The sequence below is a fragment of the Streptomyces sp. NPDC088387 genome (assembly GCF_044753385.1).
Lineage (GTDB): Bacteria > Actinomycetota > Actinomycetes > Streptomycetales > Streptomycetaceae > Streptomyces.
The window spans coordinates 375,902-395,837 of sequence record NZ_JBIVNC010000009.1 but is presented as its reverse complement, the minus strand read 5'-3'; the positions used below and the strand labels follow the sequence as shown (position 1 = coordinate 395,837).

The following is a 19,936-nucleotide window of genomic DNA, read 5'->3' as shown; positions in this document are numbered from 1 at the left end:
ATCAGATCTCCTTGACGTACTCGAACGGCTCGCGGCAGCTGACGCAGCGCCACAGCGCCTTGCACGAGGTGGCCGCGAACCGGGAGGTCTCCTCGGTGTCGGCCGAGCCGCAGTGCGGACAGGGAACGGTGCGCCGGGTCGGCGACAGACTGAGGGGGACGGGTCCGGCCGGGTGCCGGGGTGCGGCCGCCGGCGGGGCGATGCCGTGGTCCACGAGCTTGCGCCGCCCGGCGTCGGTGATCCAGTCGCTGGTCCACGGCGGATCGAGGACCGTACGGATCTCGACCCGGTCGAAGCCGGCCGCGCGCAGCCGGGCGTCGACCCCGGCGCGCATCTCGGCCATGGCGGGGCAGCCCGAGTAGGTGGGCGTGAGGTCGGCGACGACCGTGCCGTCCGGCTCGATCCTGACGTCCCGCAGGACTCCGAGGTCGGCCAGGGTGAGCATGGGCAGTTCGGGGTCGGGCACCTGCTCGGCGAGGTGCCGGGCGCGCCGGACGTCGGTCAGTACGGTCACCATGTCGCCTCCGGGTGGGCTCGCGCGACACTCTGCAACTCGGTCAGCAGCGGGACGAGGTGTTCGGTGTGTCCGCCGGTCCGGCCACCGCCGGGCACCGGTGTGGCCCGCGGCATGGGCAGCCCGGCGGCGTCGAGCACCTGCCGCAGGTCCGCCATTACGGCGTCCCGCGCGTCGTGCGCCGCGAACAGCTCGTCCCAGTACGGGGCCACCGCCTCCAGCGCCACCAGCATCCGCGCGCGCGACTCCTCGGTGCCGTCGCCCAGCCGTACGGCCCACTCGGCGGCGTACTGCCGGTGGTAGGTCAGCTCCTTGACGCCCTTGGCCGCGATGGCCGCGAGCACCGGGTCGGCGGTGCCGGCCAGCTCGGTGAAGTGCGCGAGCCGCCAGCTGGCGAAGACCAGGAGCCGCACGATCGAGAACGCGAAGTCCCCGTTGGGGAGTTCGACGAGACGGACGTTGCGGAAGTCGTCGGCGTCACGGAAGTAGGCGTACGCGTCCTCCGGGCGGCCGGTGCCGTCGACCTGGCCGCAGCGGGCGTACAGCAGCCGGGTCTGGCCGAGCAGGTCGAGGCCGATATTGGCGAGGGCGACCTCCTCCTCCAGCTCCGGGGAGCGGGTGACCCACTCGGCGAGCCGCTGGGACAGCACCAGGGCGTCGTCGCCGAGGGCCGCGCAGGTCGCGGCGAGTGCGGCGGCGTCGACGTCCTCGGGGACGGTGGTGTCCACACCGTGCAGGGGGTCCTCGAAGCCGGTGCCGAACGCCCAGCGGGCGTCACTGTCGTCGTGCCCCTCGGCCAGGCTCATGTACACGTGGTCGTCGCTCATCCGGGGCTCCTAGATGTGCGGGACATCTTCGGGGATGTCGTAGAACGTCGGATGGCGGTACACCTTGTCGGCGCTGGGCGCGAAGAAGGGGTCCTTCTCGTCGCGGGTGGTGGCGGCGATGTGCTCGGAGCGCACGACCCAGATACTGACCCCCTCGTTGCGCCGCGTGTACAGGTCGCGGGCGTGGGTGAGGGCCATCTCGTCGTCCGCCGCGTGCAGCGAGCCGACGTGTACGTGGTTGAGTCCGCGCTTGCCGCGCACGAACACCTCGTACAGGGGCCAGCTGTCCTTCTCCTGGCTGCTCATGCGGCGGCCTCCTGACGGGCTTTGGCTCGGGCCGCCTGCTTGGCGGCGTGGGCGGCGGCGGCCTCGCGGACCCAGGCGCCCTCCTCGTGGGCGGCGCGGCGGCACTCCATGCGCTCCGCGTTGCAGGGTCCGTCGCCGCTGATGACGGCCTTGAGTTCGGAGAAGTCGGGGGTGCCGAAGTCGTGGTGGCCGCGCTCCTCGTTCCAGCGCAGCTCCGGGTCGGGCAGGGTGACGCCGAGCTTGGCGGCCTGCGGCACGGTCATGTCGACGAAGCGCCGGCGCAGTTCGTCGTTGCTGTGCCGCTTGATCTTCCAGGCCATCGACTGGGCGGAGTTGGGCGAGTCGTCGTCGGGCGGGCCGAACATCATCAGCGACGGCCACCACCAGCGGTTCACCGACTCCTGCACCATCTCGCGCTGGGCGTCGGTGCCGCGCATCATCGTCATCAGCAACTCGTAGCCCTGGCGCTGGTGGAAGGACTCCTCCTTGCAGATGCGGACCATCGCGCGGGCGTAGGGGCCGTACGAACTGCGGCACAGGGGAACCTGGTTGCAGATCGCGGCGCCGTCCACGAACCAGCCGATGACACCGACGTCGGCGAAGGTGGGGGTGGGGTAGTTGAAGATCGAGGAGTACTTCTGGCGGCCTTCGAGCAGGCGCTGGGTCAGCTCGGAGCGGTCGATGCCGAGGGTCTCGGCCGCCGAGTACAGGTACAGCCCGTGGCCGGCCTCGTCCTGGACCTTGGCGAACAGGATCGCCTTGCGGCGCAGCGAGGGCGCCCGGGTGATCCACTCCCCCTCGGGCTGCATACCGATGATCTCGGAGTGCGCGTGCTGGGCGATCTGCCGGATCAGCGTCTTGCGGTAGCCGTCCGGCATCCAGTCGCGCGGCTCGATCCGCTGGTCGCGGGCGATCGTCGCCTCGAAGTAGGCCTCCAGGTCCTGACCGGCGTCACTGCCGGACGACGCGGCGGAGTGTGCTGTGGCCATCTCGATCCCTTCCCACCAGAGTACCCAACCGACCATTCGTTCGGTCCATCATACGGTGCAGCCTCCCCGCCCTGGCAAGCGCCGGGCGCCCATCAGTACGCGCGCCGGTGCCGGCACCGAGGCTCCGCACGCGCCACCACGTATCGATGCCCCCCTCGTCACCACGTGTAGAAGCCCTGTCCCGTCTTCTGCCCGAGTTCGCCGCGTGCCACCTTGTCACGCAGCAGCCGGGGCGGGGCGAAGCGCTCACCGAGGGTGCTGTGCAGGTGTTCGGCGATGGCGAGCCGTACGTCGAGGCCGACCAGGTCGGTCAGGCGCAGCGGACCCATGGGGTGCTTGTAGCCGAGGCGCATGGCGTCGTCGATGGCCTCGGGCGCGGCGACGCCCTCCTCCACCATGCGGATGGCCTCCAGGCCGAGGGCGAGACCGAGCCGGCTGCTCGCGAAGCCCGGGGAGTCCTTGACGACGACGTCCTGCTTGCCGAGCGCCCGGGTCCAGCCGAGGGCGGCCTCGACGACGTCCGGGGAGGTGCCGGGGGCGACCACGATCTCGACCAGCGCGGAGGCGGGCACCGGGTTGAAGAAGTGCATACCGAGGAAGCGGGCCGGGCGGTGCAGTACGGCGGCCAGGTCGGTGACCGAGAGGGAGCTGGTGTTGGTGGCGAGCACGGTGGACCCGCCCACCGCAGCCTCGGCCGCCTTCAGCAGCCGGGCCTTGAGCGCCGGGTCCTCCGGGACGGCCTCCACGACCAGTTCGGTGGCCGGGTCGAGGGCGTCCACCGCGTGGACGAAGGCCAGCCGGCCGGCCACCTCGGCGGCGGGCTCGGCGAGATGGCCGCGGGCCTCGGCGCGGGTCAGGCTCGCGACGATCCGGTCCAGGGCCGCGGCGGCGGCCTCCTCGCCGCTCTCCACCACGGTGACGGCCGAGCCGGCGGACGCGAAGGACTGGGCGATGCCCGCGCCCATCCGGCCGCCGCCGATCACCGCGACGGTCCGGGGTGCCGAGGTCATGCGCGGCTCCTCTTCTCCAGGAAACGGGTCATACGCTGCTTCTTGTCCTCACCCTCGAAGAGCACGGCCTGGGCCAGGTCGTCGGCGACGGGGTGGGCGCCGGGCGAGTCGACGACGAGCTTGGTCAGCCGCAGTGCCGTGGCCGACGACCGGGCCATACGGTCGAGCAGCGCGTGGGCGCTGTCCAGCAGCTCCTCGGCCGGTACGACGTCCATGACCAGGCCGACGGCCTGCGCCGTACGGGCGTCGAGGTTGCGTCCGGCGAGCAGGATCTGCTTGGCGACGGACTCGCCGACGAGTTCGGGCAGCCGCCAGCAGGCGCCGGCCGCCGCGAGGATGCCGAGACCGGGCTCGGGGTTGCCGAACACCGCGCCGGGTCCGGCGATCCGCAGGTCACAGGCGTACGCCAGCTCGGCCCCGCCGCCCAGGGCCCAGCCCTCGACGGCGGCGAGGGTCGGCATGGGCAGCCGGCGGACCCGCTCGAAGAGCCGGCTGTTGATGCCCTGAAGGGCCTCGTCCCGGCCCCGCTCCAGCAGCTCGCCGATGTCGGCACCGCCCGCGAAGACACCCCCGTGCCCGGTCAGGAGCAGCAGCTTCGGATCGTGCTCCAACAGCTCGCACACCTGGTGCAGTTCACTGATCATGCGCCCGCTGATGGCGTTGCGTGCCGCGGGGCGGTGCAGGGTGACGACCACCCGGTCGGCGCGCTCCTCGACCAGGAGGGTGTCGTAGGTGCGGGTGGTCGGCGCGGGTCCGGTGCCCGTCGTCATATCCGCTCCACCAGCAGTGCGACCCCCTGGCCCACGCCCACGCACAGCGTGGCCAGGCCTCGGCGGCCGTTCTCGCGTTCCAGGCGGCCGAGGAGGGTGAGGAGGATGCGGGCGCCGGAGCAGCCGAGGGGGTGGCCGAGGGCGATCGCGCCGCCGTCGGCGTTGACCTTGTCCTCGTCGAGCTTGAGCCGGCGGATCACGGCGAGCGCCTGCGCGGCGAAGGCCTCGTTCAGCTCCACGGCGTCCAGGTCGCCCACCTGCCACCCGGCGCGCGCCAGCGCCTTCTCGGTGGCGGGCACCGGGCCGAGGCCCATGAGGTTGGGCTGGACGCCGGCCGACGCGGAGGCGACGATCCGGGCGCGCGGGGTGAGGCCGTAGCGCTCGACCGTCTCCTCGCCGACGACGACCAGCGCGGCGGCGCCGTCGGACAGCGGCGAGGCCGAGCCCGCGGTGACGATGCCGTCGTCGCGGAAGACCGTACGCAGGGAACCCAGCTTCTCCAGGGTGGTGGAGGGGCGCGGCCCCTCGTCGCGGGTCACCTCGCCCTTCTTCACCGGCACCGGCACGATCTCGCGGTCGAAGCGGCCCGCCTCCTGCGCGGCGACGGCCCGCTGGTGGCTGCGGAGGGCGAAGGCGTCGGAGTCGGCGCGGGTGATGCCGTCCAGGGCGGCGACCTCCTCCGCGGTCTCCCCCATGGACAGCGTCGTCTTCGACGTCCCGGGACCGGCGCCCGCGGGGACGGCCCGGTCGGCGGTGGCGAACCGCGGGTTGGTGAAGCGCCAGCCCAACGCCGTGTCGTGCACCTGGCCGGGCTTGGCCCAGGGGGTGCCGGGCTTCTCCATGACCCAGGGCGCCCGGGTCATGGACTCGACGCCGCCGGCGACCACCAGGTCGGCCTCGCCCGCGCGGATCGTGTGCGCGGCGGAGGCGACCGCCGTCAGACCCGAGGCGCACAGCCGGTTCACGGTGTACCCGGGCACGGTGTGCGGGAGCCCGGCGAGCAGGACGGCCATGCGGGCCACGTCCCGGTTGTCCTCGCCGGCCTGGTTGGCGGCGCCGAGGATCACCTCGTCCACGGCGTCCCCGGGGACGGCCGAGCGGCGCACTGCCTCGGCGACGACGAGGGCGGCGAGGTCGTCGGGGCGTACGGAGGCCAGGGCGCCGCCGTAGCGGCCCTGCGGGGTGCGGGCCCCGTCGACGAGATAGACGTCGGGCATCAGGAGGACTCCTCAACAGGGACGCTGTGCTGATCGACAGGGACGCCGCGGTGCGGCATACAAGCCACCTCTTGACAGGCAGTGGTCTTGCTGGATTACTTGACCACGCCGCACGCTAACCGAATGTTCGGTCGGTCCACAAGGTGGTGGAGATGACGACTCAGGTACCCGATCCGACGCTCAGCCCGGTCGAATCGATGTTCGCCGCGGACGAGGCGTCACGCCGGCTCGGCATCGAGTTGCTGCACCACGCCGAGGGGACCGCCGTGGTGCGGATGACCGTGACCTCCACGCAGGTCAACGGGCACCGGATCGCCCACGGCGGTTATCTGTTCCTCCTCGCCGACACGGCCTTCGCCTGCGCCTGCAACAGCTACGGCCCCGTGACGGTCGCCGCGGGCGCCGACATCGACTTCGTCGCCCCGGCGTACGAGGGCGACGTCCTGGTGGCCACCGCGCGGGAGCGCACCCGGTTCGGGCGCAGCGGCATCTACGACGTGACCGTCGTGCGGGGTGACGAGGTGATAGCGGAGTTCCGGGGCCGCAGTCGCACCCTCCGCACGGTGCAGAACGAGGAGCCGCAATGACCAGCGAAGTGATCGCGCCCGAACCCACCGCAGTCCGCCGCGGCGACCCGCTGCCGGACGCGCTGCTGGACGACGCGGAGCGGATGTCCCGCGACGAGGTCCGGGTTCTCCAGCTCGCCAGACTGCGCGCGACGCTGCGGCACGCCTACGACAACGTCGAGCTGTACCGCAGGAAGTTCGACGCCGCCGGAGTCACCCCCGACGACTGCCGCACCCTTGAGGACCTGGCCCGCTTCCCCTTCACCACCAAGGCCGACCTGCGGGACACCTACCCCTTCGGCATGTTCGCCGTCCCCATGGACCAGGTGCGGCGTGTGCACGCCTCCAGCGGCACCACCGGACGCCCGACGGTCGTCGGCTACACGGAGAACGACCTCTCCATGTGGTCCGACGTGGTCGCCCGCTCCATCCGCGCCGCGGGCGGCCGCCCCGGCCACAAGATCCATGTCTCGTACGGATACGGCCTGTTCACCGGCGGCCTGGGCGCCCACTACGGCGCCGAACGGGCCGGCTGTACGGTGATCCCCGCGTCCGGCGGCATGACCGCCCGCCAGGTCCAGATCATCCAGGACTTCCGGCCCGAGATCATCATGGTGACGCCCTCCTACATGCTCACCCTGCTCGACGAGTTCGAGCGCCAGGGCGTCGACCCGCGCTCCACCTCGCTCAAGGTCGGCATCTTCGGCGCCGAGCCCTGGACGGAGGAGATGCGCCGCGAGATCGAGGAGCGGCTGGACATCCACGCGGTCGACATCTACGGCCTGTCCGAGGTGATCGGCCCCGGTGTCGCGCAGGAGTGCGTGGACACCAAGGACGGCCTGCACATCTGGGAGGACCACTTCTACCCGGAGATCGTCGACCCGCTCGGCGAGGACGTCATGGCCGAGGGCGAGAGCGGCGAACTGGTCTTCACCTCGCTCACCAAGGAAGCGCTGCCGATCATCCGCTACCGCACCCGGGACCTGACCCGGCTGCTGCCCGGCACGGCACGGCCCGGGTTCCGCCGGATCGAGAAGATCACCGGACGCAGCGACGACATGATCATCCTGCGCGGGGTGAACGTGTTCCCCAGCCAGATCGAGGAGATCGTGCTGCGCACGCCGGGAGTGGCTCCGCACTTCCAGATCCAGATCGGCCGGCGCGGACGGATGGACCACATGACCGTACGGGTGGAGGCGCGGCCCGACGCCGGGACCGAGCGGCGCGAGGCCGCCGTCAAGGACATCGTGCGGGGTGTGAAGGACGCCGTCGGTGTGACCGTCGAGGTCGTGGTCGTCGACCCGGAGACCCTTGAGCGGTCACTGGGCAAGCTGCGCCGGGTCAAGGACACCCGCGAGTCATGAGCTGACGGCCCCGCCCCGGACCACTGAGCCGGACCACACCACCTGCCGGTGCCCCACGGTGCGAACCGCCGTGGGGCACGGGTGTGTTGTGACCGGGATCACCCGCCGCCGAGCGAACTCCTCCCGCCGCCCTCCGTCTTGTGTGCGTCCACCGCAAACGGAGGGAGCGAGCGATGCGCAAGGCACTCGCGATCAGGACCGTGTGCGCGGGGCCGAGCCCCGGCCGCACACCCGGGTGTCGCCAATTCGGTCACCCGTAACATGACTTGGGCGCCCTTCCTCACCCCCCTCACCCCATGGGAATCGCACGGTCACATGTCATTGACTCGACGCTTCTTCGCCCCCGCAGTCCTGCCGGCCGACCCGTCCTGTTCCGTGCTCCGTGACGCCGTCGTCGACGTCGGCCCCGACGGACGCATCACCTACTGCGGCGCGGCCGACACCGCTCCCCCGCTCCCGGACGGCGCCCCGCGGACCCGCCTGACCGGCATCCTCACCCCCGGCCTGGTCAACACCCACGCCCACTCGCCCATGACCCTGCTGCGCGGCCTCGGCAGTGATCTGCCGCTGCTGCGCTGGCTCCAGGAGGCCATCTGGCCGGCCGAGGCGCGGATGCGCCCGGCGGACGCCCGCGCGGGCATGCTGCTCGGCTGTGTCGAGATGCTCCGCTTCGGGGTGACGACCAGCGCCGAGATGTACGCGCACGCGGAGCACGTCGTGGAGGCCGCGTTGGAGGCCGGCAGCCGGGTGCTGATCGCGCCCGCCTACTTCGACCTGCCCGGCGGTGACTGGCGTGCCGACATCGATGCCATCGGCAGATGGATGGACGCCGACGGACTGCGCTTCGGCCCCGGCGACCGGGTGGAGCTGTGCTACGGGCCGCACTCGACGTACACCCTGCCGCCCGAGGCCCTGCGGGTGACGGCCCAGGAGGCGGCACAGCGCGGCGCCCTGGTCCACATCCATGTCGCCGAGACGGTCGCCGAGGACGTAACGACCCGCGAGAAGTTCGGGTCCGTACCCCAACTGCTCAAGGAGACCGGGCTGTTGGACGGGCGGCTGCTGGCCGCACACGCCGTTCACCTGTCCGACAGCGACATCGCGCTGCTGGCCGCGGCGGACGTCGGCGTCGCGCACTGCCCCGGCTCCAACGCCAAACTCGCCTCCGGCACGGCCCCGCTGCGGGCCCTGCGCGCCGCGTCGGTCAACGTCGGCCTCGGCACCGACGGCCCCGCGAGCAACGACGACCTCGACCTGTGGGAGGAGGCCCGGCTGGCGATGATGTTCGCCCGGCTGGCCACCGCCGACCCGCTGGCGCTCGGCGCCGAGGACGCGTTCCTGATGGCGACGGCGGTCGGTGCCGCCGCGCTCGGCAGGACCGACATCGGCGCCCTGCGCGCGGGCAACTGGGCCGACATGGCACACATCTCCGTGGACGGGCCGTACTTCGCCGCCGGGCTGGACGTCGAGGACAGTCACCTCGTCGCCAACCTCATGTGGGCGGCCGGCTCCCGTGCCGTCAACGACGTCTGGGTGGCCGGTGAGCCCGTTGTCGTGGACGGCGAGACGGTCCGCGTGGACGGGACAACCGCCCTGCACGCCGCCGCCGAAGCCGCGGCCCGCGTCATCTGACCCCCGCGGGTCCCCGCAGCCCCGGCAGCCCCCGCGCCCCCCACACACGATTCCCCGCCACAACCCCGCCCCTCCCCACGCCCGTGTCAGCCGGAGAACAGCGAAGGATGAAACACATGACCACCCTGAGCACCCCGCGCACCCCGCGCACCCCGCGCACCCCGCGCACCCCGCGCACCCACCGAAGCAGACTCGCCCGTACGGCCGCCGCGGGTGGTGTCCTGGCGCTGGCCGGTGTCGCCACGTCCGCACCCGTGAGCGCCGCCGCCCCGCAGCACCACACGACCTGGACCAAGTCCTACGTCGCCCTCGGGGACTCCTCCGCGTCCGGTCCCGCGATACCGGACCAGATCGACGCCAACTGCGCCCGGTCGAACCGTAATTACCCCACACTCGTGTCGACGACGCTGGGCACCGAACTGACCGACGTGTCGTGTTCCGGCGCGACGACCGCCCAGATGACGGCCCCGCAGGGCACCGCCCCGGCCCAGTTCACCGCGCTCAAGTGGTCGACGAAGCTGGTCACCCTCACCATCGGGGGCAACGACATCGGGTTCTCCTCGACCATCGGCACCTGCGCCCAGCTCGGCGGCACCAACCCCGCCGGGTCACCCTGCAAGGACCACTACAACGCGACGGGCACCGACCAGGTGCGCACGGCCATCGAGCGGACGGCACCGAAGGTCGCGGACGTACTGAAGGGCATCAAGCAGCGCGCCCCGTTCGCCCGCGTGCTGGTCGTCGGCTACCCGGCCCTGTTCCCCGAGTCGGACGACGGCGGCTGCTTCAGCCGGACCGCGCCGTTCGCCGCGGGTGACTTCCGCTGGATGCGGGACAGCGAGAAGACGCTCAACGCGATGCTGGCCAACGAGGCCCGTCTCGCCGGAGCCACCTACGTGGACACCTACACCCCGACCATCGGCCACGACATGTGCGCGCCCGCCGCGGAGCGCTGGGTCGAGGACCTGGCCCCGGTCACCCCGGCCGCCCCCGTACACGCCAACGCCCAGGGCCACGCGGCCATGGCGACGGCGGTGGAGCGGACACTCGGCAAGCGCTGAGGAAGACGATCGCCCCGCGCCCGGAAGGGGCGCGGGGCGATATCCATGTACTGCTCCGGATCCATGGACTGCTTCGGATCCATGTACTGCTCCGCATCGATGTGCCGCTCCGCCGCGTGGGCGCGACAAGCCCACCACCACCCGCAGACGACCAACAACCACCCTGCGGCGGGCTACGCCTCCGCGCTGCCGGCGGCGGCCTGCTTGATCAGGTCGACGACGGCGTCCGGCTGGGACACGTAGATCGCGTGGCTGCCCGGCGACTCCGCCACCGTGGAGCCCGCCCGGTCGGCCATCGCCCGCTGTGCCAGGGGAGGGATCATGCGGTCGTCGGCCGCGACCAGGTACCAGCTCGGCTTCGTCTGCCACGCCGGCTCCCCGACGACCCCGCTCAGCGCCTCGACACCCCACGGGACCTGGGAGTCGGCCATGAAGCGGGCGCGCGCAGGCGGCAGGTCGTCGGCGAAGGAGGCACGGAACTGCTCGCGGTCGAGGAACAGGTAGCCGTTCTGCGGGGGGAGCAGCGGGGCGACGGGCGCACCGGGCGGCGGGTCGGAGATCAGGGAGTTGACCGACTCACCCTTGTCGGGCGCGTAGGCGGCGATGTAGACGAGCCCGGCGACCTTGGGGTCCCGGCCGACCTCGGTGATGACGACGCCACCGTAGGAGTGCCCCACGAGGACCACCGGGCCGTTCTGCTGGGCGATGACCCGTGCCGTCGCGGCGACATCGTCGGCCAGCGACTGGGTCGGGTTCTGTACGATATTGACGTTGTAGCCGTCGTTCACGAGCCGCTCATGGACGCCCCACCAGCCTGAACCATCAACAAATCCTCCATGTACGAGGACGATGTTTCTCACGCTGCTCATCTGCCGGCTCCCCTGTCGTCTGCGAGTACCTGCGCGGCGGATACAGACTAGAGCGCTTGAGCGGCTCAGGCTTCGCCCAAATGGCCTATGCGTGTATGCAATGGGCTTGCATTTGGCGAATTTTATGATCGTTTGCGCGTTCTGTGAGCGTCACGAACGCCCCGTCGTCAGCGGTACGCGGTCCGGCCCGAGCGTTCCCCCTGCGGCGGGCGGCTGCGGGCGGCCGAGGACCGGTGGGTGGACTGCCGAAGAGAGCGCTCCCGAGCCGCGGCGAGCATTCTGACGGCCTCGTTGCGGCTGGCCCGGACGCGTTGGGCCGCGTCCCCGTGCGGGGCGTCGGCGGTCGCGGCGAGTGCGGCGGCCAGCTTGACCCGCCCCTGGCTGAGCCGGCTGCGGACCGTGCCGACGGGCACCCCGCAGGCATGGGCTATCTCCTCGTAGGAGGTGACCCCGGTGGCGAAGTGGCGCAGCACCAGCGGCATCCGCAGCACCGGGGAGAGTTCTTCGAGGGCCTGCCAGACCCAGTCGCGCACCGCGTTCTGTTCGAGCCACTGCTCGGGGCCGAGGTCGGTGGAGGTCACCGGCAGCTCCTCCATGGGGCGCAGGACGACCGACTCGCGCAGCACGGATCGGCCGGCGTTGCGCACGATCATCCGCAGCCAGGCGCCCACGGCCGCCGGTTCGCGGACGTCGCCGATGCGGCGCAGCGCGGTCAGGGCCGCGTCCTGCATCACGTCGTCGACGTCGGCGGCCGGGCCCAGGACACTCAACGCCACGGCCCGCATGCCGGCCCGGTGCCGTTCCAGGAGCAGTCCCAGCGCGGTGACCTCTCCCTCCTGCGCGGCACGGGTGAGTGTCGCGTCGTCGAGCGGCACGGTCTCGCCGTCCGTCACGTGACGGACCGGGCCGTTGCGCAGGTACCAGCCGGTCAGCTCGGGCGGTATGGATCCGGTCACCTCCAGTCCGGTGATCGTGACCTCGTCGGGCACGGGCGCGAGGTTCCCGGCCAGGTGGGGAGGGGTCGTTGCTGTACTCACGGAGAGCTCCATCGGTGGGGGTCAGGCGTCGGCGTCGGTCGCCGCCGCGGCCTCCATACGGGCCTGCACCCGGGCGGGGTAGATCCTGGTGAAGACGGCGGGAGCGACCAGGCCGGAGACACGGGCCGTCCAGGCGAGCCACTCGGGGGCGCCGGCCGCCTCGCACACGGCCAGGGCGACGACGATGAAGGTGAACCCGGCGGCCCAGACGGCGGTGATGACGTTGTTGACCGCGACGAAGCCGGGCAGGTCCCAGTACTCCTCGGGCGTCTGCCGCCGGGCGATGCCGAGGGTGAAGGGGCGCTTGACGGCGAGGCTTCCCCAGGCGGTGCCGGCCAGCCAGACGAAGGAGAGCACGCCGTTCCACCGCTCCAGCGGGGAGTCGGGCGAGGCGAACGCGATCGCGCCGATCACCACGAAGTAGACGACGCTGCTGGCCTCCAGCACGAGCGCGTCCGGCGCCACGCCCCGGCGCCGGTCCTGCACCAGCAGCAGGAGGCCGATGACCAGGCCCGCGACGGCACCCCAGCGCCAGTCGAAGCCCGACACAACACCTGATGCGATCCAGGGGATGAAACCGCGTACGTAACCCACGATGCTTGCCCTCAGTTCTTATGTTCCGATGTTGACATGTGGAAGTTAGAAGCTCTGAACTCAACATGTCAAGATAGGAATGTGAGGTCTTCCCCAAAGGGTAGTTCTCGACCTGTCAACTTTGGAGCGACAAGAGTTAGGCTGGCCGTTATGAGCCTTCGCCACGCCCTTCTCGGGCTCCTCGTCTTCCGCCCCGGCAGCGGGTACGACCTGCTGAAGATCTTCGACACGTCCCTCGGGAACGTCTGGCCCGCCAAGCAGAGCCAGATCTACGGCGAGCTGGTGAAGCTGGACGCCGCCGGCCTGATCGAGGTCACCGACGAGGGCCCGCGCGGACGCAAGGAGTACGCGCTCACCCCCGAGGGCCACACCGAGATCCGGCGCTGGCTGACCGACGTCGAGGCGTCCACCTCCCAGCGCAACCCGATGCTGCTCCAGACCTTCTTCCTGGGGCTGATATCCAGGGAGGACGCCGTGGAGCGGCTGCACCGCTACGCCGACACCGCGGCGAAGGAGTACGACGCCATGCTGGCCATCAAGGACTCGGTCGACTGGGACAAGGACCTCCTGACCACCTGCGGGAGGCTCGCCCTGGAGTACGGCCTGCGGGAGCGCGTCCTCGACCAGGAGTGGGCCAAGTGGGCCGCCGAACAGCTCGCCGGCAGTCCCCTCATGGACTCCGCGGGGGAGACAGGGCCGTCGGACGCACCCGGTTCGAGTACGGCCGCCGGGGCCCGCCCAGGACGGTGACCCACCGCGGACATGCGCCGAACGCATCGCGTGCAGCCATCCGGACCCCTTTAAGTGGAGATCTAATCTCCACTTAAAGGTACCACTGGATGCGGCCGCCGCACGGTGTTCGGCGGGTCCGCCCGGAGTTTCGCGCGTCAGACGGCGCCGGGCGCGGTCGCGTTCACGAATCCGGCGACCGCGGCGGCGAACTCCGCGGGCTCCTCGATGTGCCCGAAGTGCCCGCTGTTCTCCAGCACCGCCAACTCCGCGCCGGGGATGAGCCGGTGGAGCTCCTCGCCCCACCTCACCCCGCAGATGAAGTCGTGCCGGCCGACCACGACCAGCGCCGGAACCGTGAGCGAACCGAGCGTCCCGGTGTCGTCGACGACGTCCGCCACCAGGTCCTCGTCCAGCGAGGTGACGTAACTGCCGCTCACCCGGGCCCGGAACGGCGCGAACTCCTCCTCGCGCCCCCAGTAGTCGGCGAAGTACACCGGGACCAGCGTCCGCAGCAGCGCGGTGAACCGCGCGTCGTCGGTGGCGTCCGCGACGGCGCCGAAACCGGCCAGGATGGCGGGCAGTTCGGGTCGGCCGGCGTTGCGCTCGGCGAACAGCCCCACCTGGCGGCCGACTTCGGCGCCGTGCTCGGGGCCGGTCAGCGGAGCGCTCTCGTAGAGGATCACGCCGGCGAGCCGCCCGGGGTGACGGAGGGCGTGGTACTGGGCGACGAAGCCGCCGTGGGAGTGGCCCAGCACATACACCTTCGGCACACCCAGGTGGCCGATGAGACCGTCGAGGAAACGGCTGTACGTCGACCGGGTGTAGCCGTTCGGGTGGGAGGCGAGCCGGCCCGACCCGCCCGAGCCGACCGGCTCCAGGTAGACGACGGTGAGGAACTCCTCCAGCGCGGGCATCCGCAGGTACTCCCAGTCGATGCCCGGGCCGCCGGAGTGCGCGACGCACACCGGTCCCGTCCCGTGGACGTGGTAGCGCTGCTCGACTCCGTCGATCTCGACGGTGTGGGTACCGGCCGACAGACGGCCGGTCGCGGGGGCGGTCATGGTGATCTCCGTATCCAGCGGGTGTCAGGAACACCGGCAAGACACGGGGCGGGGAGGGAAGTTCACCCCCGCCGAAGTGATCTAGGCCACAAGGGCGGGGAGCGCCTCGATCTTCTGGACGGGCCTCGGGTGGCACAGCCGCAGCTGCCGCACCCGGCCCGCGTCGTCCAGGGTCATCAGCCAGGCCACGGAGGGCGGGCAGTGGTCCGGGTTGTCCGCCGGGTTGAGGATCTCCATCTCCCAGACCGCCAGTGACCGCCCGGCCGCGGCCTGCACCAGCCGCTGCCGCACACCGTCCTCGATGTCGTGGTCCATGGTGCGTACGAGGAGGTCCCGGCCGCCGAGCAGATCCATGCCCCGCAGCAGGGCGACGTCCGGCGCCCAGCGTTCGGTGAGCAGCTTGCCGAAGCTGCCGTTCTCGGCGGCGTCGAGGGTCTCGCGGGCCTCGATCCGGGTGGCCCTGACCCGCTGCTCGGTGTCCGCGTGCGCGGCGTCCGCGGTGGCGGCGAGGGCGGCCGCGAACTTGGCCCGCCCGTGGCTCAGCCGGCTGCGGACCGTGCCGACCGGCACCCCGCAGGCGTGCGCGATCCGCTCGTAGGAGGTGACCGCGTGCGTGAAGTGGCGCAGGACCAGGGGGAGTTGCAGCGCCGGGGAGAGTTCCTCCAGCGCCTCCCACACCCAGTCCCGCAGGGCGCTGCGCTCCAGCCACTGCTCGGGGCCGTCGTCCACGGCGGGCAGTTCCACCTCGTCCAGCGGACGCAGCCGCACGGAGTCCCGCAGGACGTTCCGGCTCGCGTTGCGCACGATCATCCGCAGCCAGGCACCCACGGCCCCCGGCTCACGGACGTCACCGATGCGCCGCAGCGCGGTCAGCGCCGCGTCCTGCAACACGTCCTCGGCGTCCGCGCCCGGCCCCAGGATGCTGAGCGCCACCGCCCGCATACCCGCCCGGTGCCGCTCCAGGAGCTGCCCCAGCGCCGCCACTTCGCCCGCCTGGGCGGCCCGCGTGAGCATGGCGTCCTCGATGCGTCCGGCGTCGGCGACGTCCTGGTTCATGCCATCCTCCCCGCTGCACGGCCGGGCCCCATGGTCTCACCGCCGCGGCCGGCTCACCGGGCCCGCTCCACGCTCCACCCCGGCAGCACCTCGAAGAAGGTCACCGCCTCGCCCCGCCAGCGGGACCGCCACCCGGCGGCCACCTGCGCCGCCTCCCGCGCGTACCGGCGCATGTCGGCCCGCAGCCGCTCCGCCACCCCCCGCTCCTCGGCGATCGCCCGCACAACGGCGACCGTCTCCGCGGTGCAGGCGGCGTCACCGAGAGCCGACTCCACCGCGGCCCGCTCCCTCCCGCCGACCACGGCGAGCAGCGCGGCCACGGCATAACTGTGCTTGCCGTCACGGAGGTCGGTCCCGGTCGGCTTGCCCATCACCTCACCGTCCCCGAACAGGTCGAGGTAGTCGTCCCGCATCTGCCCGCAGATCCCGACCAGCCGCGCGTATCTGCGCAACTCCCCCTCGTACGGCTTCAGTTGCTCACCGGCCGCCAGCAGTCCCAGCTGCATGGGCGCGAGCAGCGAGTACCGGGCCGACTTGTAGTCCGCGACCTGGTGCAGCACATCCAGGTCCGGCGGTACGGCCGCGAAGTCCCGTTCCAGGTCGATGATCTGGCCCATGAACGTGTCCGCCGCCGCCCGGGTCTGCACCTCGACCATGGCCTGCCGCACCCCGGGTTCCGCCTCCGCGTCGAGCAACGCCCGCAGCGACAGCGCGAGCGCGAGGTCCCCCGCGAGCACGGTGAGCCCCAGCGCCGCGCGCGGATGCCCCGGAAACCGGTCCCGGTAGGCGTAGTACGTCGACGGTCCGCCGCGCCGGGTCGCGCTGTCGTCGATCAGGTCGTCGTGGATCAGGCCGTGGGTCTGGAGCAACTCCACACTCAGGGCCGCCCGGTCGAGCCCCGCCACCGCCCCGTCCGTCACGAGCCGCGCCGCCTCGTGCAGCACCACCACCCGCATCCGCTTGCCGCCGCGCATCGACAACTCCCGCAGCAGCGTGAGGCATTCGGGGGTGAAGCGGCCGAAGGAGGGGATGTCGAGCACCTCGTCCAAGGTGTCGAAGTACTCGGCGAAGAGCGCGTCGAAGCGCCGGGTGCACAGGGCGACACGGGCCTGCACCCGGGCACGGACATCATCGGCTGCGGACACAACAGGGGAACTTACACCTTCAACAACTTTTGATCCGGGCCGCCTCCGACTAGGCTCACCTGTCGTTGTATACGGAAGTCGTACAGGAAGAGGAAACGGACTCCGCCGAGCGGGATGGCGGTGTCCCCCGGTCCGAGGAGGGCACCCGACGTGCCGGCGACACCCCGTCAGGTCTGGCTCCCCACCCAGTTCACCAACCTCGCCGACCTGCCCGAGAACCTGCGTTACGCACACTGGGACGGCCGTTCGCCCTTCCCGTCGGATCCTGCGGACGTGCAGTTCTACGTACCGCCGCTGGTACAGGACCTCGGCACGATCAGCCGGCCGCTCGCCCGGATGACCCGGCTGCGAGCCGTGCAGGCGCTCAGCTCCGGGACCGACGGACTGCGCGCCGAACTGGCCCGCCTGCCGGGCCGCATCACCCTCTGCAACGCCGACGGCGTACACGCCCCGAGCACCGCCGAACTCGCCCTGACCCTGATCCTCGCCTCACAGCGCGGCATACCCGGATTCACCCACGCACAGGACCTCGGGATCTGGAAGCCCGAGGTCTTCCCGTCCCTGTACGGCGGTTCGGTGCTCATCGTCGGGTACGGCGCGGTCGGCTCCGCCCTCGAAGAGCTGCTGGTGCCGTTCGGCTGTGCCGTGACCCGGGTCGGCCGCACGGCCCGGACGTCCCCGCGCGGACCCGTGCACCCGGTCTCCCGGCTGCCCGAACTCGTCGCGGACGCCGACGTGGTGGTGCTGGCGACCGCGCTCACCCCCGAGACCCACCATCTGGTCGACGCCGGACTCCTCACCGCCATGCGGGACGGCACCCTGGTCGTGAACGTGGCGAGAGGGGCCGTGGTGGACACCGACGCCCTGGTCGAGGAGGTGCGCGGCGCCCGGCTCCGCGCCGCGCTCGACGTCACCGACCCCGAACCCCTGCCGGCCGGCCACCCCCTCTGGGAGGCGCCCGGTGTCCTCATCACCCCGCACGTCGGCGCCTTCACCCCCACGATGTGGCCACGGCTCGAAGCGCTGATCCGACGCCAGCTCCTGCGGTTCGCCGCACACGAGGAGCTGGACCACATAGTGGCCCCCTGACCTCGCGGAACACCGCGCACCTCCCCCACCCCGACCGCCCTCGGGCGGAACGGACGACCGAAAGCGCAGGAAGCAGCCGTGGGCACCATCACCACCGATCCCGGGCAGCGGACCCACGCGTCCGGCACCCCCGACCCCGTCGAGGCGGCCCGGTCGCTGATCCCGCTCCTCGCCGAGGAGGCCCCCCGCACCGAGGACGCCCGCAGACTGACGGACACCACCCTGACCGCCCTGCGGGAGGCCGGCCTGTTCCGCCTGGGCACACCCGCCGTGTACGGCGGTCACGGCGCGGGCGCGCGGACGGCCGTGGAGGTGTGCGAGGAGCTGGCGCGGGGCTGCGCCGCCGCCTCCTGGATCGTGGGCATCGCCTACGGCGGCAACCTCTTCGCCTCGCAGCTCGCGGACCCGGAGCGCGCGACCCTGTGGGCCCACGACCCGGACACGTTCGTCTGCGGCTCCGCCAACCCCTCCGGCACGTCCCGCAGGTCCGGCGACGGCTGGGTGCTGACCGGCAACTGGCCCTGGATATCGGGCATCCACCACGCCCCCTGGACCCTGCTCGGCCACGCCTGGACCGACGACGACGGTGCGACACAGCGAGGTATGTGCCTGGTCCCCACGTCCGAGCTGACCGTCGACGACGTCTGGCACGTGGCGGGCATGCGCGGCACCGGCAGCAACACGGCCGTCGCGGACGAGGTGTTCGTGCCCGGCTCCCGCACGATCGGCCTCGCCGACATGGCCGACGGCACCTATCACCTGCGCCACCCCGGCGAGCCGCGGCTGACCTTCCATCTCTCCATCAACCTGCCGCTGGTGGCGACCGCGGTGGGGATCGCGGCGGCGACCCTGGACCATGTGGTGCGGGCCGCGGTCGGCGGCAAGCGGGCGGTCTCACCCCTGCACCGCCTGGTCGCCGAGGCCCCCTCGCACCAGCTGAACGTGGCGGACGCAGCGACCCTGACCGACACCGCCCGGCTGCACCTGGGCCGCGCCGCCGACGAGGTCGACGCCAGGGCCCGCGAGGGCGACCGGCCCGCGCTCGCCGACCGGGCCCGGCTGCGGATGGACGCCGCCCACGCCATGCGCTGCGCCCGGGACGCGGTGAGCCTGCTGCTCGACACGGCAGGCGCGGGCAGCTTCGCGGACGGCTCGGTCCTCCAACGCGCCTGGCGCGACATCGAGACGGCCTCACGGCACGCCGCCCTGAGCGTCCAGACGAGCAAGGAGCTCTACGGCCGCGCCCTCCTGGGCGCCCCGCTCCCCTCGAACCCGGCGATCTGAGAGGAGCCCACCATGCGGGAACCGGCAATCCTCGGCGCGTCGCGCGTGGCCCTGGTCACCGGCGCCGGACGCGGTATCGGCGCGGCCGTCGCCGCACGGCTGCACCGGCTCGGCCACCGGGTCGCCCTCCTGGACCGCGACGCGGACGCCGTGGCGGAACTGGCCGCCACCCTCGCCCCGGAGGGCGGCACCGCACTGCCCCTCCCGGTCGACGTCGACGACATCACCGCGGTGCAGGCCGCGCTCCGCACGGTCGCCGACACCTGGCACGCCCCCGACGTACTGGTCAACAACGCCGCCGTCACCGCGCCCGGATCCGTCTGGGACATCGGCCTCGACGAGTGGGACGCCGTACTGACGACCAATCTGCGCAGTGTCCTCGCGCTGACCCGGCTGTGCGCACCGCCGATGCGGGACCGCGGCTGGGGCCGGGTGGTCAACCTCTCCTCGCTGGCGGGCCAGCAGGGCGGCACCCTTGCCGGCGCCCACTACTCCGCCGCGAAGGCCGGTGTCCTCGTCCTCACCAAGGTCTTCGCCCGGGAACTCGCGCCGCACGGTGTCACCGTCAACGCGGTCGCCCCCGCCTCCGTACTGACCCCGGCGGTCGCGGACCTCGGCGCGGCCCGGGTGTCCGAGGCGGCGAAGTCCATCCCGGTCGGCAGGCTCGGCACCCCCGAGGAGGTCGCCGCCCTGGTCGCCTATCTGGTGAGCGAGGAGGCGGGATACGTCACCGGCACCACCGTCGACATCAACGGCGGCACCCACATGCGCTGACCCGCGAGGACACCGCCGACCCGGCACCCCTTAAAGTCG

General features: G+C 72.0%; 21 protein-coding genes. 8 read left to right on the top strand and 13 right to left on the bottom strand.

Features of this window, described 5'->3' with window-relative positions; all coding sequences use genetic code 11:
* Nucleotide 1: 1 nt before the first annotated feature.
* From paaD to ACIQAC_RS25460, 7 genes are all read right to left on the bottom strand, one after another.
* Nucleotides 2–517 (bottom strand): 1,2-phenylacetyl-CoA epoxidase subunit PaaD, encoded by a 516-nt coding sequence (gene paaD / locus ACIQAC_RS25490; protein WP_402194432.1) that lies wholly within the window; start codon nt 515–517, stop codon nt 2–4.
* On the bottom strand, nt 511–1,341 hold the full coding sequence (gene paaC / locus ACIQAC_RS25485; RefSeq protein ID WP_402194430.1) for a 1,2-phenylacetyl-CoA epoxidase subunit PaaC: 831 nt from the start codon (nt 1,339–1,341) through the stop codon (nt 511–513). The genes paaD and paaC overlap by 7 nt, the downstream gene beginning before the upstream one ends.
* Nucleotides 1,342–1,350: 9 nt before the next feature.
* Nucleotides 1,351–1,647, bottom strand: coding sequence for a 1,2-phenylacetyl-CoA epoxidase subunit PaaB (gene paaB / locus ACIQAC_RS25480; protein ID WP_402194428.1), 297 nt, complete (start codon nt 1,645–1,647; stop codon nt 1,351–1,353).
* On the bottom strand, nt 1,644–2,636 hold the full coding sequence (gene paaA / locus ACIQAC_RS25475; RefSeq protein WP_402194427.1) for a 1,2-phenylacetyl-CoA epoxidase subunit PaaA: 993 nt from the start codon (nt 2,634–2,636) through the stop codon (nt 1,644–1,646). The genes paaB and paaA overlap by 4 nt, the downstream gene beginning before the upstream one ends.
* Before the next feature lie 158 nt (nt 2,637–2,794).
* On the bottom strand, nt 2,795–3,646 hold the full coding sequence (locus ACIQAC_RS25470) for a 3-hydroxyacyl-CoA dehydrogenase family protein (RefSeq protein WP_402194425.1): 852 nt from the start codon (nt 3,644–3,646) through the stop codon (nt 2,795–2,797).
* Nucleotides 3,643–4,416 carry an enoyl-CoA hydratase/isomerase family protein gene (locus ACIQAC_RS25465; RefSeq protein ID WP_402194423.1) on the bottom strand — a complete coding sequence of 258 codons (774 nt, stop codon included), beginning with the start codon at nt 4,414–4,416 and terminating at the stop codon, nt 3,643–3,645. The genes ACIQAC_RS25470 and ACIQAC_RS25465 overlap by 4 nt, the downstream gene beginning before the upstream one ends.
* Nucleotides 4,413–5,633, bottom strand: a complete 1,221-nt coding sequence (locus ACIQAC_RS25460; protein ID WP_402194421.1) for a thiolase family protein — start codon at nt 5,631–5,633, stop codon at nt 4,413–4,415. Before ACIQAC_RS25460 ends, ACIQAC_RS25465 begins: the two co-directional genes overlap by 4 nt.
* A gap of 152 nt (nt 5,634–5,785) precedes the next feature.
* Here ACIQAC_RS25460 and paaI point away from each other — a divergent pair, with 152 nt between their 5' ends.
* The 4 genes from paaI to ACIQAC_RS25440 all read left to right on the top strand — a co-directional run bounded on the left by paaI (nt 5,786) and on the right by ACIQAC_RS25440 (nt 10,256).
* Nucleotides 5,786–6,220 (top strand): hydroxyphenylacetyl-CoA thioesterase PaaI, encoded by a 435-nt coding sequence (gene paaI, locus ACIQAC_RS25455; protein ID WP_402194419.1) that lies wholly within the window; start codon nt 5,786–5,788, stop codon nt 6,218–6,220.
* The gene (paaK, locus tag ACIQAC_RS25450; RefSeq protein ID WP_402194417.1) at nt 6,217–7,563 is read left to right on the top strand and encodes a phenylacetate--CoA ligase PaaK; all 1,347 of its coding nucleotides are present in this window, start codon (nt 6,217–6,219) and stop codon (nt 7,561–7,563) included. The genes paaI and paaK overlap by 4 nt, the downstream gene beginning before the upstream one ends.
* Nucleotides 7,564–7,878: 315 nt before the next feature.
* Nucleotides 7,879–9,195, top strand: coding sequence for an amidohydrolase family protein (locus tag ACIQAC_RS25445; RefSeq protein WP_402194415.1), 1,317 nt, complete (start codon nt 7,879–7,881; stop codon nt 9,193–9,195).
* A 116-nt stretch (nt 9,196–9,311) separates the two neighbouring features.
* The gene (locus tag ACIQAC_RS25440) at nt 9,312–10,256 is read left to right on the top strand and encodes an SGNH/GDSL hydrolase family protein (protein ID WP_402194414.1); all 945 of its coding nucleotides are present in this window, start codon (nt 9,312–9,314) and stop codon (nt 10,254–10,256) included.
* Between the two features lie 173 nt (nt 10,257–10,429).
* Here the strand turns inward: ACIQAC_RS25440 and ACIQAC_RS25435 are convergent, their stop codons facing one another.
* From ACIQAC_RS25435 to ACIQAC_RS25425, 3 genes are all read right to left on the bottom strand, one after another.
* Nucleotides 10,430–11,125 carry an alpha/beta hydrolase gene (locus tag ACIQAC_RS25435; protein WP_402194412.1) on the bottom strand — a complete coding sequence of 232 codons (696 nt, stop codon included), beginning with the start codon at nt 11,123–11,125 and terminating at the stop codon, nt 10,430–10,432.
* A 167-nt stretch (nt 11,126–11,292) separates the two neighbouring features.
* On the bottom strand, nt 11,293–12,162 hold the full coding sequence (locus ACIQAC_RS25430; RefSeq protein ID WP_402194410.1) for a sigma-70 family RNA polymerase sigma factor: 870 nt from the start codon (nt 12,160–12,162) through the stop codon (nt 11,293–11,295).
* A 21-nt stretch (nt 12,163–12,183) separates the two neighbouring features.
* Nucleotides 12,184–12,756: a hypothetical protein gene (locus tag ACIQAC_RS25425; RefSeq protein WP_402194408.1), complete on the bottom strand. Its 573-nt coding sequence runs from the start codon at nt 12,754–12,756 to the stop codon at nt 12,184–12,186.
* Between the two features lie 150 nt (nt 12,757–12,906).
* Between ACIQAC_RS25425 and ACIQAC_RS25420 the strand changes: the two genes are divergently transcribed.
* Nucleotides 12,907–13,506 carry a PadR family transcriptional regulator gene (locus ACIQAC_RS25420; RefSeq protein WP_402194406.1) on the top strand — a complete coding sequence of 200 codons (600 nt, stop codon included), beginning with the start codon at nt 12,907–12,909 and terminating at the stop codon, nt 13,504–13,506.
* 137 nt (nt 13,507–13,643) lie between these two features.
* On the opposite strand, the gene ACIQAC_RS25415 is transcribed toward ACIQAC_RS25420, so the two are convergent.
* The 3 genes from ACIQAC_RS25415 to ACIQAC_RS25405 all read right to left on the bottom strand — a co-directional run bounded on the left by ACIQAC_RS25415 (nt 13,644) and on the right by ACIQAC_RS25405 (nt 16,750).
* Nucleotides 13,644–14,549 (bottom strand): alpha/beta fold hydrolase, encoded by a 906-nt coding sequence (locus ACIQAC_RS25415; protein ID WP_402194404.1) that lies wholly within the window; start codon nt 14,547–14,549, stop codon nt 13,644–13,646.
* Between the two features lie 81 nt (nt 14,550–14,630).
* Nucleotides 14,631–15,605, bottom strand: a complete 975-nt coding sequence (locus tag ACIQAC_RS25410; RefSeq protein ID WP_402194402.1) for an RNA polymerase sigma factor — start codon at nt 15,603–15,605, stop codon at nt 14,631–14,633.
* 53 nt (nt 15,606–15,658) lie between these two features.
* On the bottom strand, nt 15,659–16,750 hold the full coding sequence (locus tag ACIQAC_RS25405; protein WP_402194400.1) for a polyprenyl synthetase family protein: 1,092 nt from the start codon (nt 16,748–16,750) through the stop codon (nt 15,659–15,661).
* A gap of 114 nt (nt 16,751–16,864) precedes the next feature.
* On the opposite strand from ACIQAC_RS25405, the gene ACIQAC_RS25400 reads away from it, so the two are divergent.
* The 3 genes from ACIQAC_RS25400 to ACIQAC_RS25390 all read left to right on the top strand — a co-directional run bounded on the left by ACIQAC_RS25400 (nt 16,865) and on the right by ACIQAC_RS25390 (nt 19,897).
* Entirely contained in the window at nt 16,865–17,839 is a 975-nt protein-coding gene (locus tag ACIQAC_RS25400; RefSeq protein WP_402194398.1) for a 2-hydroxyacid dehydrogenase, read from the top strand.
* 78 nt (nt 17,840–17,917) lie between these two features.
* Entirely contained in the window at nt 17,918–19,123 is a 1,206-nt protein-coding gene (locus ACIQAC_RS25395) for an acyl-CoA dehydrogenase family protein (RefSeq protein ID WP_402194396.1), read from the top strand.
* A 12-nt stretch (nt 19,124–19,135) separates the two neighbouring features.
* Nucleotides 19,136–19,897 carry an SDR family oxidoreductase gene (locus ACIQAC_RS25390; RefSeq protein ID WP_402194394.1) on the top strand — a complete coding sequence of 254 codons (762 nt, stop codon included), beginning with the start codon at nt 19,136–19,138 and terminating at the stop codon, nt 19,895–19,897.
* The last annotated feature ends 39 nt before the right edge of the window (nt 19,898–19,936 follow it).

Bases quoted from the DNA above. Each gene is read 5' to 3' on its own strand.
- paaD (WP_402194432.1), bottom strand. From the start codon at position 517: ATGGTGACCGTACTGACCGACGTCCGGCGCGCCCGGCACCTCGCCGAG.
- ACIQAC_RS25400 (WP_402194398.1), top strand. From the start codon at position 16,865: ATGGCGGTGTCCCCCGGTCCGAGGAGGGCACCCGACGTGCCGGCGACA.
- paaA (WP_402194427.1), bottom strand. From the start codon at position 2,636: ATGGCCACAGCACACTCCGCCGCGTCGTCCGGCAGTGACGCCGGTCAG.
- ACIQAC_RS25445 (WP_402194415.1), top strand. From the start codon at position 7,879: ATGTCATTGACTCGACGCTTCTTCGCCCCCGCAGTCCTGCCGGCCGAC.
- paaI (WP_402194419.1), top strand. From the start codon at position 5,786: ATGACGACTCAGGTACCCGATCCGACGCTCAGCCCGGTCGAATCGATG.
- ACIQAC_RS25390 (WP_402194394.1), top strand. From the start codon at position 19,136: ATGCGGGAACCGGCAATCCTCGGCGCGTCGCGCGTGGCCCTGGTCACC.
- ACIQAC_RS25415 (WP_402194404.1), bottom strand. From the start codon at position 14,549: ATGACCGCCCCCGCGACCGGCCGTCTGTCGGCCGGTACCCACACCGTC.
- ACIQAC_RS25410 (WP_402194402.1), bottom strand. From the start codon at position 15,605: ATGAACCAGGACGTCGCCGACGCCGGACGCATCGAGGACGCCATGCTC.
- ACIQAC_RS25460 (WP_402194421.1), bottom strand. From the start codon at position 5,633: ATGCCCGACGTCTATCTCGTCGACGGGGCCCGCACCCCGCAGGGCCGC.
- ACIQAC_RS25440 (WP_402194414.1), top strand. From the start codon at position 9,312: ATGACCACCCTGAGCACCCCGCGCACCCCGCGCACCCCGCGCACCCCG.
- ACIQAC_RS25435 (WP_402194412.1), bottom strand. From the start codon at position 11,125: ATGAGCAGCGTGAGAAACATCGTCCTCGTACATGGAGGATTTGTTGAT.
- ACIQAC_RS25420 (WP_402194406.1), top strand. From the start codon at position 12,907: ATGAGCCTTCGCCACGCCCTTCTCGGGCTCCTCGTCTTCCGCCCCGGC.
- paaC (WP_402194430.1), bottom strand. From the start codon at position 1,341: ATGAGCGACGACCACGTGTACATGAGCCTGGCCGAGGGGCACGACGAC.
- ACIQAC_RS25465 (WP_402194423.1), bottom strand. From the start codon at position 4,416: ATGACGACGGGCACCGGACCCGCGCCGACCACCCGCACCTACGACACC.
- paaB (WP_402194428.1), bottom strand. From the start codon at position 1,647: ATGAGCAGCCAGGAGAAGGACAGCTGGCCCCTGTACGAGGTGTTCGTG.
- paaK (WP_402194417.1), top strand. From the start codon at position 6,217: ATGACCAGCGAAGTGATCGCGCCCGAACCCACCGCAGTCCGCCGCGGC.
- ACIQAC_RS25470 (WP_402194425.1), bottom strand. From the start codon at position 3,646: ATGACCTCGGCACCCCGGACCGTCGCGGTGATCGGCGGCGGCCGGATG.